This window comes from Pseudomonas sp. RGB, from assembly GCF_007713445.1.
Taxonomy (GTDB): domain Bacteria; phylum Pseudomonadota; class Gammaproteobacteria; order Pseudomonadales; family Pseudomonadaceae; genus Aquipseudomonas.
In genome coordinates this window covers 185,142-197,252 of record NZ_VMSH01000002.1, presented here as the reverse complement: position 1 = coordinate 197,252, position 12,111 = coordinate 185,142, and the positions used below count along the sequence as shown (strand labels likewise).

The following is a 12,111-nucleotide window of genomic DNA, read 5'->3' as shown; positions in this document are numbered from 1 at the left end:
GTAGTGGGTTATGCAAGTTAAGCGTTTTTTCGCCGCCGATATGCGTCAGGCCATGAAACTGGTACGTGATGAGCTGGGCGCCGATGCCGCGATTATCGGAAACCGTCGTATTGCCGGCGGTGTCGAGCTGACGGCTGCCCTGGATTACACCCCCTCGGCGCTGGCGCCGCGTGTGCCGAACATGGAGCTCGAAGACGAGCTGCGCAAGACGGCCTCGCGGATTGTCTCGGCCCAGGCCGAATTGAGCATGCGTGGCGACAGCGATGCCAGCACCAACCGCCAGTTGTTCGCCGGCCTGCCGCTGACCGCTGCCGAGCCGCTGGTTGAACCGACATTCAAAGAACCGCCACGTCCTGCAGCGCCGGCCCCGGCTGCCGCAGTTGACCAGCGCGTGTTCGACTCGATGCGCTTTGAGCTCAACGGCCTGCGTGAGCTGCTCGAAGTGCAGTTGGGCTCGCTGGCGTGGAACCAGTTGCAAGGCAGCAAACCGCAACAAGCCAACCTGTGGCGTCGCCTGCAACGCATCGGCCTGTCTGGCCCGTTGTCCCGCGACCTGCTGGCGCTGACCGCCGAAGTTGAAGAACCACGCCAGGCCTGGCGCATGTTGCTGGCGCACTTGGCACGCATGATCGTCACCCCGGAAATCGAACCCCTGGAAGAGGGCGGTGTGATTGCCATGGTCGGCCCAGCCGGCATGGGCAAGACCACCACCCTGGCCAAGCTGGCAGCGCGTTATGTGCTCAAGTACGGCGCGCAGAATATCGCGCTGGTGAGCATGGACAGCTACCGCATTGGCGCCCAGGAGCAGCTCAAGACCCTGGGCCGCATCCTCAATGTGACGGTGACCCATGTCGACCCGGGCCAGTCGCTGGCCAACGCTCTCGACCCGCTGCTGCGCAAGCGCGTGGTGCTGATCGACACCGCCGGCCTGCAAGCCAGTGACCCGGCGCTGCGCATGCAGCTCGAAAGCCTGGCCGGGCGTGGCATCAAGTCAAAAAATTACCTGGTGCTTGCAACCACCAGCCAGAAACAGGTTCTTACCGCTGCATATCACAGCTACAAGCGTTGCGGCCTGGCCGGTTGCATCCTCACCAAGCTCGATGAAACCGCGAGCCTGGGTGAAGTGCTGAGCCTGGCCATCAGTCATGAATTACCGGTCGCCTACCTGACCGACGGGCCGCGGATCCCGGATGATCTTCATCTGCCGCGCCGTCATCAGTTGGTCAGCCGTGCTGTCAGTGTGCAAATGCAAGAAGAGCCTAGCGAGGAAGCGATGGCCGATATGTTCGCCGACCTTTACCACAACCCCGCCAAGCGGGTCGGTTAAGGCCAGGATGAACACCATGAAATGTATCTACATCGATGGTCTGCAAGCGATTCACGCGGCCAAGCCATGTAGCCTGCGTCTAAGCAAGACAAGGTAAAGAAATAAAATGGGCAGCATGCATCCCGTACAGGTGATCGCGGTGACCGGCGGCAAAGGTGGCGTCGGGAAAACTAACGTGTCAGTGAATTTGTCCCTGGCCCTGGCAGAGCTTGGCCGTCGCGTCATGCTGCTGGATGCTGACCTGGGCCTGGCGAACGTCGACGTTCTGCTGGGGCTGACACCCAAACACACCCTTGCCGATGTGATCGAGGGCCGCTGCGAGCTGCGCGATGTGCTGCTGCAAGGCCCCGGTGGCATTCGCATCGTGCCGGCCGCCTCGGGCACCCAGAGCATGGTGCACCTGAGCCCGGCGCAGCACGCCGGCCTGATCCAGGCGTTCAGCGATATCGGCGACAACCTCGACGTGCTGGTGATCGACACCGCCGCCGGCATCGGCGAGTCCGTGGTCAGCTTCGTGCGCGCCGCCCAGGAAGTGCTGCTGGTGGTCTGCGACGAACCCACCTCGATCACCGACGCCTACGCCCTGATCAAACTGCTTAACCGTGACTACGGCATGAACCGCTTCCGCGTGCTGGCCAACATGGCCCAAAGCCCGCAGGAAGGGCGCAACCTGTTCGCCAAGTTGACCAAGGTCACGGATCGCTTCCTGGATGTCGCCTTACAATATGTAGGCGCAGTTCCCTATGACGAGTGTGTACGCAAGGCTGTGCAGAAGCAGCGTGCAGTCTACGAAGCGTTCCCTCGTTCGAAGTGCGCACTGGCGTTCAAGGCTATTGCCCAGAAGGTCGATACTTGGCCGTTGCCCGCCAACCCTCGGGGGCATCTGGAGTTTTTCGTCGAGCGATTGGTGCATCAGACGAGCGCGGGACCTGTGCTATGACATCCAGCGGCTACAACCTTTACAAAAAGTCGGCGCGTGACAGCCAGGGCGAATTGATCGAGCGCTATGCGCCCCTGGTCAAGCGCATTGCCTATCACTTGCTGGCACGCCTGCCGGCCAGCGTGCAGGTCGAAGACCTGATCCAGGCCGGCATGATCGGTCTGCTCGAAGTGTCGACCAAATACGACGCGAGCAAAGGCGCGAGTTTCGAGACGTATGCGGGTATCCGTATCCGTGGCGCGATGCTCGATGAAGTGCGTAAAGGGGATTGGGCGCCGCGTTCGGTACACCGCAATACGCGCATGGTCAGTGACGCAATTCGCGCAATTGAAGCAAAAACCGGTCGTGACGCTAAAGATCATGAAGTTGCGGCCGAACTCCAATTGAGTCTCGACGATTACTACGGGATTTTGAACGATACCTTGGGCAGCCGCCTGTTCAGTTTCGACGACCTGTTGCAGGACGGCGAACACGAAGGGCTGCACGAGGACGGCGCGAGTGCTCATCTCGAACCGTCACGCGACCTGGAGGACGAACGTTTCCAGGGCGCGCTGGCGGAAGCGATTGCCAATTTGCCGGAGCGTGAGCGACTGGTGTTGGCGCTGTACTACGACGAAGAGCTGAACCTCAAGGAAATCGGTGAGGTCCTGGGGGTCAGCGAATCGCGTGTCAGCCAGTTGCACAGCCAGTGCGCAGCCCGCTTGCGGGGGCGATTGGGAGAGTGGCGCGCGCGCTGACAGGCAGTGTGGGGACACTGCAGACGCTACCGCGAAGGCTTCATGCCTTCGCGGGTTCGTACCGTGGTGCCCTGGGCAGTCCTTTTTGTGTAACGCCTGTTGATTGAAATGGCGCGTCCAGGTGCTGGGCGCGTTTAAGACTGCTTGGAGGTCGAATTGGACAAGAACATGAAAATCCTCATCGTTGATGACTTCTCAACGATGCGGCGGATCATAAAAAACCTGTTGCGTGACCTTGGGTTCACCAACACGGTCGAGGCGGATGACGGCATTACGGCGATTCCGATCCTCAACAGCGGGAGCATCGACTTTCTGGTAACCGACTGGAACATGCCGGGCATGACCGGTATCGACCTGCTGCGTCACGTACGCGCCGATGAAAAACTGCGCAGCCTGCCTGTGTTGATGGTGACCGCCGAAGCCAAGCGTGAACAGATCATCGAAGCCGCCCAAGCCGGGGTAAACGGCTACGTGGTCAAGCCATTCACTGCACTGGCCTTGAAAGAGAAGATTGAAAAAATCTTCGAACGCATCGGTCATTGATGCTGCCACGGGGGAGCTATGGAGCATAAAGAAACGTCGCAGGGAGACTTTGAGTCGACCCTGAAAAAGCATGCTCACCAGTTGGTCGAAAGCCTTGAAAAAGGCCACTTCGGCGACGCGGTGCAGTTGATCCATGAGCTTAACCAGACCCGTGACCGCGGCCTGTATCAGGAAGTGGGCAAGCTCACGCGCGAGCTGCACAGTGCGATCGTCAATTTTCAGATTGACCCGCACATGCCCCAGGCCGAAGAAATTTCGCAAATCACCGATGCCACCGAACGCCTGTCCTATGTGGTCAGGCTGACTGAGGCGGCGGCCAACCGCACCATGGACCTGGTGGAAAACGCCACGCCGCTGGTCAATGGCATGGCCACCGACGCTCAGGCGCTCAGCGTTGACTGGGGCCGCTTCATGCGTCGTGAAGTGGGGGCTGAAGAGTTTCGTGAATTGGCGCGTCGGGTTGACGCTTTTCTGTCACGCAGCGAGCAGGAAAACCGCACGGTTTCCAGCAACCTCAATGACATTCTGCTGGCCCAGGATTACCAGGACCTCACCGGTCAGGTGATCAAGCGCGTGACCCAATTGGTCACCGAAGTGGAAAGCAACCTGCTCAAACTGGTGCTCATGGCCGGCCAGGTAGACCGTTTTGCCGGTATCGAACATGACCGCGAAGCGATCCTCTCGGAAAAAGATCCAAAAAAACATCTCGCCAAGGGTGAAGGTCCGCAGATTCATGCCGATAAACGTGAAGACGTTATGTCAGGTCAGGATGACGTAGATGACCTGTTATCCAGTTTAGGCTTCTAAGGAGCACCCACATGAGCTTCGGCGCCGATGAAGAAATCCTTCAGGATTTCCTTGTAGAGGCCGGCGAAATTTTAGAGCAACTGTCCGAGCAACTGGTCGAGCTGGAAAGCCGACCGGATGATGCGAACCTGCTCAATGCAATTTTTCGCGGTTTTCACACTGTAAAAGGGGGCGCCGGCTTCCTCCAGCTCCATGAGCTGGTGGAGTGCTGTCACATCGCCGAGAACGTGTTCGACATCCTGCGCAAGGGTGAGCGGCACGTCGACTCGGAACTGATGGACGTGATTCTCGAAGCACTGGATGCGGTCAACGGCATGTTCAGTGAAGTGCGCGAACGTGCACCGATCACTGCGGCCACGCCGGAACTGCTGGCGGCCCTGGCACGCCTGGCAGAACCGGCCACGTCGGCGGCACCTGTGGCAGCGGCGCCTGAGCCGGTTGTCGAGGCTGAGCCGGATGTGACCGACAGCGAGTTCGAGCAGTTGCTCAACTCCCTCAGTGCGGTGAAGGCCGAAGCTGAAGCACCGCAAGCGCCCACTGCGCCCACTGCGCCTGCAGCGCCGACCAGCGAAGACATTACCGACGCCGAGTTCGAATCGCTGCTCGACCAGTTGCATGGCAAAGGCCAGTTCGCCGCCGACGCCGTGGCACCTGCCGCTGCGCCGCAGGCCCCGGCGGCGTCTGCCAACACCGACATTACCGACGACGAATTCGAAGCGTTGCTCGACCAGTTGCATGGCAAAGGCACCTTTGCGGCCGAAGCCTTGCCGGAAGTCGCCGCCACCGCCGCCGCGCCTGCCGCCACGGCAGAACCGGCAGAACCGGCTGGCGACGGGCTGATCTCCGATCACGAATTCGAAGCCTTGCTGGATGAATTGCACGGCAAAGGCAAGTTCACCGAAGTGGCCCCGGCCGCCGCGGCGACCGCCACCCCGGTAGCGGCGAAACCCGCGCCAGCCAACGCCGCCGCACCGGCCGCCGCCAAACCCGCTCCAGCCCCCGCAGCCGCCCCGGCGCCTGCACGGGCTGGTGCGGCGCCGGTGGCCGAGAAGCCTGCCAGTGAAGCCGAAACCACCGTACGGGTTGATACCGCACGCCTGGACGACATCATGAACATGGTCGGCGAACTGGTGCTGGTGCGTAACCGTCTGGTGCGCCTGGGCCTGAACAGCGGTGATGAAGCCATGCAAAAGGCCGTGTCGAACCTCGACGTGGTCACCGCTGACTTGCAGACCGCCGTGATGAAAACGCGGATGCAGCCGATCAAGAAAGTCTTCGGTCGCTTCCCACGCCTGGTTCGCGACCTGGCGCGCCAGCTCAAGAAAGAAATCAACCTGGAACTGGTGGGTGAAGAAACCGACCTCGACAAAAACCTGGTCGAGGCCCTGGCCGATCCGCTGGTCCACTTGGTGCGCAACGCCGTCGACCACGGCGTCGAAACCCCGGAAGAACGCGAAGCCTCGGGCAAGTCCCGCAACGGCAAGGTGATTCTGGCGGCCGAGCAAGAAGGCGACCATATCCTGCTGTCGATCACCGATGACGGCAAAGGCATGGACCCGACGATTTTGCGCAATATCGCGGTCAAGCGTGGCGTGATGGACAAGGACGCCGCCGACCGCCTGACCGACACCGAGTGCTACAACCTGATCTTCGCCCCGGGCTTCTCGACCAAGACCGAGATTTCCGACGTGTCCGGCCGTGGCGTGGGCATGGACGTGGTGAAGACCAAGATCAGCCAGCTCAATGGCTCGATCAACATTTACTCGACCAAGGGCCAAGGCTCGAAGATCGTCATCAAGGTGCCGTTGACCCTGGCGATCATGCCGACCCTGATGGTGATGCTGGGCAACCAGGCGTTCGCCTTTCCGCTGGTCAACGTCAACGAGATCTTCCACCTCGACCTGTCGCGCACCAACGTAGTGGACGGCCAGGAAGTGGTGATCGTGCGCGACAAGGCGTTGCCCCTGTTCTACCTCAAGCGCTGGCTGGTGGCTTCGGCCAAGCATGAAGAGCAGCGCGAAGGCCATGTGGTGATCTTGTCCGTGGGCACCCAGCGCATCGGCTTTGTGGTCGATCAACTGGTTGGCCAGGAAGAAGTGGTCATCAAGCCGTTGGGCAAAATGCTGCAGGGAACCCCGGGCATGTCGGGTGCGACCATCACCGGTGACGGTCGGATCGCGCTGATTCTCGATGTTCCGAGCATGCTCAAGCGTTACGCCGCACGGCGTATTTGATTCTGGTGGGGCTTGGGCGGTAATGCCCGCCCCGCCTAACGGAGTGTTTATGGCAGTCAAGGTCCTGGTGGTGGACGATTCGGGTTTCTTCCGCCGCCGCGTCTCGGAAATTCTTTCCGCCGATCCAACGATCCAGGTGGTCGGCACGGCCACCAACGGCAAAGAAGCGATTGATCAAGCCATTGCGTTGAAGCCGGACGTGATCACCATGGACTACGAGATGCCGATGATGGATGGCATCACGGCTGTTCGGCATATCATGCAGCGCTGCCCGACTCCGGTGTTGATGTTCTCCTCGCTCACGCACGAAGGCGCCCGGGTCACCCTGGATGCGCTGGACGCGGGTGCCGTGGACTTCCTGCCGAAGAATTTCGAAGACATCTCGCGCAACCCCGAGAAGGTCAAGCAGATGCTGTGCGAGAAGGTGCACAGCATTTCGCGCAGTAACCGTCGCAGCCTGTCCAGTGCGCCGGCGCCGGCCCCGGTGGCAGCGCCTGCTGCGCCGACGTCGTCGTTTGCGCGCCCGGCACCTGCGCCTGTGGCACGCCCTGCGGCGCCGCCGGTACGCGCCGCTGCACCGAGCGCGCATTCGCCTGCGCCCAAGCGCAAAGCCTACAAGCTTGTCGCTATCGGCACCTCTACCGGCGGCCCGGTGGCCTTGCAGCGGGTATTGACCCAACTGCCGGCCAACTTCCCTGCGCCGATTGTGCTGATCCAGCACATGCCCGCGGCCTTTACCAAAGCGTTCGCCGAGCGCCTGGACAAGCTGTGCCGCATCAGCGTCAAGGAAGCCGAGGATGGCGACATCCTGCGTCCTGGCCTGGCGCTGCTGGCCCCGGGCGGCAAGCAGATGATGGTCGATGGCCGTGGCGCGATCAAAATCCTGCCGGGCGACGAGCGCCTCAACTACAAGCCGTGCGTGGACATCACCTTCGGTTCGGCGGCCAAGTCCTACGGCGACAAAGTTCTGGCGGTGGTGCTTACCGGCATGGGCGCCGACGGCCGTGAAGGCGCGCGCCTGCTCAAGCAGGGCGGCAGCGCCATTTGGGCCCAGGACGAAGCCAGCTGCGTGATCTATGGCATGCCCATGGCCATCGTCAAGGCTGACCTGGCCGACGCCGTCTACAGCCTGGACGACATCGGCAAGCATCTGGTGGAGGCCTGCCTCTGATGGATGTCTTGAGCCTGATTGGCATCACCATGGCGTTTGTCGCGATTATCGGCGGCAACTACCTTGAAGGCGGCCACCTTGGCGCCTTGGCCAACGGCCCGGCGGCACTGATCGTAATCGGCGGCACCGTGGGCGCCGCGTTGCTGCAATCGCCCCTGAGTTCGTTCAAGCGCGCCATGCAGATTCTGGTGTGGATCATTTTCCCGCCACGCGTCGACCTGCCAGGCGGCATCGACCGCGTGGTCAACTGGAGCCTCACCGCCCGTAAGGAAGGCCTGCTGGGCCTGGAAGGCGTGGCCGATGCCGAGCCCGACAGCTACGCGCGCAAAGGCCTGCAATTGCTGGTGGACGGCGCCGAACCGGAGGCGATCCGCAGCATCCTCGAGGTGGATTTCTACACCCAGGAAAGCCGCGACATCAACGCCGCCAAAGTCTTTGAAAGCATGGGCGGCTACGCGCCGACCATCGGCATCATCGGTGCGGTGATGGGCTTGATCCACGTGATGGGCAACCTGGCCGACCCGTCGCAGCTGGGCAGCGGCATTGCCGTGGCGTTTGTCGCCACCATCTACGGCGTGGCGAGTGCCAACCTGGTGTTGCTGCCGGTGGCGAGCAAGCTCAAGTCGATTGCCATGCGCCAGTCGCGTTACCGCGAAATGTTGCTGGAAGGCCTCTTGTCGATTGCCGAGGGTGAAAACCCGCGCTCCATCGAATTGAAGCTTCAGGGCTTCATGGATTGATGGGCATGCTTTGTGTAGGAGGGAGTTTGTGAGCCGTCGCCGCCGCGAGCCTGAAGAGCACGTCAACCATGAACGCTGGCTGGTGTCCTACGCCGACTTCATTACCTTGCTGTTCGCGTTTTTTGTGGTGATGTACTCCATCTCGTCGATCAACGAAGGCAAGTACAAAGTCATTTCCCAGGCGCTGATCGGCGTGTTCAACGACGCCGACCGTGCCCTCAAGCCGATCCCCATTGGCGAAGAGCGGCCCAAGACCGTGACCCCGGCCAAGCCGCTGGTCAACGACAGCGACGAAACCGCCGCCGGCATCGGTGGCACCAGCGACCCGCTCAAAAGCATTGCCGATGACATCAGCGCTGCGTTTGGCGACCTGATCAAATCCAATCAGATGACTGTGCGCGGCAACGAGTTGTGGGTGGAAATCGAATTGAATTCCAGCCTGCTGTTCGCCAGCGCCGATGCGATGCCGAGCGACCAGGCGTTCACCATCATCGACAAGGTGGCGGCGATCCTCAAACCGTTTGAAAACCCGATCCACGTGGAAGGCTTTACCGACAATTTCCCGATTGCGACTGCGCAGTATCCGACCAACTGGGAACTGTCGTCGGCGCGCGCCGCAAGCATCGTGCGCATGCTTGCAATGCAGGGCGTGAACCCTGGTCGGCTGGCGTCGGTGGGCTACGGCGAATTCCAGCCGGTGGCCAATAACGCCACCGCCGAAGGCCGCGCGCGCAACCGTCGCGTGGTGCTGGTGGTGTCGCGCAACCTGGATGTACGCCGCAGCCTGACCGGCACCGGCACGGCCAATGCAACACCGGATGCGGCACTGAAGCGGGCTGGCACACAAACTGCTACGCCAACCGTTAAGCCGTCGGTTCGTCAGAGCGCCGTCAATTCTCCGTCACCGGCTCAATAACTTATGCAATGTCTCGGTCGCGCCATCGCCTGCCGGGAGGAACCAACCGAATGAGAGTCTGGGCAGTTGCCAATCAAAAGGGTGGAGTCGGCAAGACCACCACCTCCATCGCTTTAGCCGGCTTGCTGGCCGAGGCGGGCAAGCGTGTGGTCGTGGTCGACCTCGACCCGCATGGCTCGATGACCAGCTATTTTGGCTACGACCCGGATGCGCTGGAACACAGCTGCTACGACCTGTTCCTGCACAAAGGCAGCGTGCCTGCCGACTTGCCGGGGCAATTGCTGCTGCCCACCAGTAACGAAAGCATTTCCCTGCTGCCGTCCAGCACTGCGCTGGCGACCCTGGAGCGTCAGTCGCCGGGGCAGAGCGGTTTGGGCCTGGTGATCGCCAAGACCCTGGCGCAGCTGTGGCAGGACTTCGACTACGCGATCATCGACAGCCCGCCGCTGCTGGGCGTGCTGATGGTCAACGCCTTGGCGGCCAGCCAGCAGTTGGTGATCCCGGTGCAGACCGAGCACCTGGCGGTCAAAGGTCTGGAGCGCATGGTCAGCACGCTGGCGATGATTAACCGTTCGCGCAAGCAGGCGCTGCCGTTCAGCATCGTGCCGACGTTGTTCGACCGTCGTACCCAGGCGTCCCTTGGCACCTTGCGGGTATTGCGCGATGCCTACCCGGACACCATCTGGAATGGCTACATCCCGGTCGACACGCGCCTGCGTGACGCCAGCCGCGCAGGCCTGACGCCTTCGCAGTTCGACGGCAAAAGCCGTGGCGTGCTGGCGTACCGCGCGTTGCTCAAGCATTTGCTGTCGCAACAGCTTGTGGCGCAGGTGGCGTGATGAACCGTCCCGTTGAATTCAAGACCCGGCCGCAACTGGCACTGGAATCCTACCTGGATGCCCTGCTGCAGGACGCGACCGAAGAGGAACTGCCGGAACCGATTCTGCTGCTTGAACCGGTTGTAGAAGCCGAAGGCACGCTGGATGAGTTCCAGTTGGCAGTGCTCGAAGAACAAGCCCGCGATGCATACCTCGTGCCGGTGGTTGAGCCGATAGCGCCGATTGCGCCGACGGTCGTGGCGCCCGTGGTGGTCGAGCCGGTGGTGGAAGTCCACCTGCCGCCGAGCATCACGCCGCCGCCAGTCACCGCGGATGGTCGCCCGGCGTGGGCCGCCGAGCCGTTCGAATGCCTGTTGTTCGACGTCGCCGGGTTGACCCTGGCGGTGCCGCTGGTGTGCCTGGGCTCGATCTATTCGCTGGAAGGTCAGGAGCTGACGCCGCTGTTCGGGCAACCGGAGTGGTTTCTCGGCATCCTGCCAAGCCAGGCCGGCAACCTCAAGGTGCTGGACACCGCACGCTGGGTCATGCCCGACCGTTACCGCGATGACTTCCGCCAGGGTTTGCAGTACGTGATTTCGGTTCAGGGCTACGAGTGGGGGCTGGCGGTGCATCAAGTCAGCCGCTCGTTGCGCCTGGACCCCAATGAAATCAAATGGCGCAGCCACCGGGGCCAGCGGCCGTGGTTGGCCGGCACCGTGATTGAACACATGTGCGCGTTGCTCGACGTCGCCGAGCTGGCTGAGTTGATCGCCAGCGGCGCGGTAAAAGCGATGCCACAGAACAAACGCAGTTGATTGAACAATAAGGCCCGCATGCAAGTGCGGTCAGCGAAGTACATACGCCGTGAAAACGGTATTTGAAGGGGTCCGAGGAATGAACAAGTCAGCATCCGCACAAGGTTTGGTCGATGATCCAATCCTGCAATGGGTAACCTTCAAACTGGACAACGAGTCCTACGGCATCAACGTGATGCGCGTGCAGGAAGTGTTGCGCTACACCGAGATCGCGCCGGTACCGGGTGCGCCGAGCTACGTGCTGGGCATCATCAACCTGCGCGGCAACGTGGTGACCGTGATCGACACCCGCCAGCGTTTTGGCCTGGTGCCGACCGAGGTTAACGACAACACGCGTATCGTCATCATCGAAGCCGACAAGCAAGTGGTCGGGATCATGGTCGACAGCGTGGCCGAAGTGGTTTACCTGCGCCAATCGGAAGTGGAAACCGCGCCGAACGTGGGCAACGAAGAATCGGCCAAGTTCATCCAGGGCGTGTGCAACAAGAACGGCGAACTGCTGATTCTGGTTGAGCTGGACAAGATGATGAGCGAAGAAGAATGGCAGGACCTGGAGAACATCTGATTGTTTTTTGAAGCGGCGGTGATTGTCCTGGCCCTGTTGTGGGCCGGGACCGTGGCGTTCCTGCTGCGCTATATGCGCCAGCAACGCGAATTGGCCCAGCAACAGGCCGAGCGCGATGCCGTGCGTGACCGGCGCATTCTTGACCTGGTCAAGCGCGTGGATCACTTCCAGCAGACTGCGGTAAAGGTCGGGGACGAGGTGCATGAACTGCGCGCGATTCTCGGGCCGCTGCCGGACAAGCTGGCGCAGATCGAACAACGCGACCCTTCGAGCCTGTCGTTCGCCCAGGCGGCGAAGCTGGTGGGCATGGGCGCGACCGTGGATGAGCTGACGCAGTCGTGTGGCTTGACCCAGGCTGAAGCGCAATTGATGAGTAAGTTGCACAAAAGCTGACGTAGGTTGCTACACCTGTCCGACACTGCTGGCTGGCTTTCCTGTGGGAGCTGGCTTGCCTGCGATGCGGACACCTCGGTACACCAGGCACACTCGATAGGTGCC

The 12,111-nt window shown here is 61.5% G+C and carries 13 protein-coding genes; all 13 read left to right on the top strand.

Annotated elements, in window-relative coordinates; translation table 11 throughout:
- The first annotated feature begins 10 nt into the window (after window positions 1–10).
- Entirely contained in the window at window positions 11–1,327 is a 1,317-nt protein-coding gene (gene flhF, locus FPT15_RS04540) for a flagellar biosynthesis protein FlhF (RefSeq protein ID WP_106576470.1), read from the top strand.
- A gap of 106 nt (window positions 1,328–1,433) precedes the next feature.
- Window positions 1,434–2,267 carry a flagellar synthesis regulator FleN gene (gene fleN, locus FPT15_RS04535; protein ID WP_003192912.1) on the top strand — a complete coding sequence of 278 codons (834 nt, stop codon included), beginning with the start codon at window positions 1,434–1,436 and terminating at the stop codon, window positions 2,265–2,267.
- Window positions 2,264–3,004 (top strand): RNA polymerase sigma factor FliA, encoded by a 741-nt coding sequence (fliA, locus tag FPT15_RS04530; protein WP_016973417.1) that lies wholly within the window; start codon window positions 2,264–2,266, stop codon window positions 3,002–3,004. The genes fleN and fliA overlap by 4 nt, the downstream gene beginning before the upstream one ends.
- Window positions 3,005–3,172: 168 nt before the next feature.
- Window positions 3,173–3,547: a chemotaxis response regulator CheY gene (locus tag FPT15_RS04525; RefSeq protein ID WP_005790040.1), complete on the top strand. Its 375-nt coding sequence runs from the start codon at window positions 3,173–3,175 to the stop codon at window positions 3,545–3,547.
- Between the two features lie 18 nt (window positions 3,548–3,565).
- Window positions 3,566–4,354 (top strand): protein phosphatase CheZ, encoded by a 789-nt coding sequence (locus FPT15_RS04520; protein ID WP_145158861.1) that lies wholly within the window; start codon window positions 3,566–3,568, stop codon window positions 4,352–4,354.
- Between the two features lie 11 nt (window positions 4,355–4,365).
- On the top strand, window positions 4,366–6,588 hold the full coding sequence (locus FPT15_RS04515; RefSeq protein WP_145158859.1) for a chemotaxis protein CheA: 2,223 nt from the start codon (window positions 4,366–4,368) through the stop codon (window positions 6,586–6,588).
- 49 nt (window positions 6,589–6,637) lie between these two features.
- Complete coding sequence (locus tag FPT15_RS04510) at window positions 6,638–7,759, top strand: chemotaxis response regulator protein-glutamate methylesterase (RefSeq protein WP_145158858.1); 1,122 nt, start codon at window positions 6,638–6,640, stop codon at window positions 7,757–7,759.
- Entirely contained in the window at window positions 7,759–8,499 is a 741-nt protein-coding gene (locus FPT15_RS04505) for a flagellar motor protein (protein WP_145158855.1), read from the top strand. Before FPT15_RS04510 ends, FPT15_RS04505 begins: the two co-directional genes overlap by 1 nt.
- A 28-nt stretch (window positions 8,500–8,527) precedes the next feature.
- Complete coding sequence (gene motD / locus FPT15_RS04500; protein WP_145158853.1) at window positions 8,528–9,415, top strand: flagellar motor protein MotD; 888 nt, start codon at window positions 8,528–8,530, stop codon at window positions 9,413–9,415.
- A gap of 50 nt (window positions 9,416–9,465) precedes the next feature.
- A complete protein-coding gene (locus tag FPT15_RS04495) occupies window positions 9,466–10,254 on the top strand; it encodes a ParA family protein (RefSeq protein ID WP_014719332.1) in 789 nt (262 codons plus the stop codon).
- A complete protein-coding gene (locus FPT15_RS04490; RefSeq protein ID WP_145158851.1) occupies window positions 10,254–11,048 on the top strand; it encodes a CheW domain-containing protein in 795 nt (264 codons plus the stop codon). The genes FPT15_RS04495 and FPT15_RS04490 overlap by 1 nt, the downstream gene beginning before the upstream one ends.
- A 79-nt stretch (window positions 11,049–11,127) precedes the next feature.
- Window positions 11,128–11,613 (top strand): chemotaxis protein CheW, encoded by a 486-nt coding sequence (locus FPT15_RS04485; RefSeq protein ID WP_106576477.1) that lies wholly within the window; start codon window positions 11,128–11,130, stop codon window positions 11,611–11,613.
- Window positions 11,614–12,006, top strand: a complete 393-nt coding sequence (locus tag FPT15_RS04480) for a DUF2802 domain-containing protein (RefSeq protein ID WP_145158849.1) — start codon at window positions 11,614–11,616, stop codon at window positions 12,004–12,006.
- Window positions 12,007–12,111: the final 105 nt, after the last annotated feature.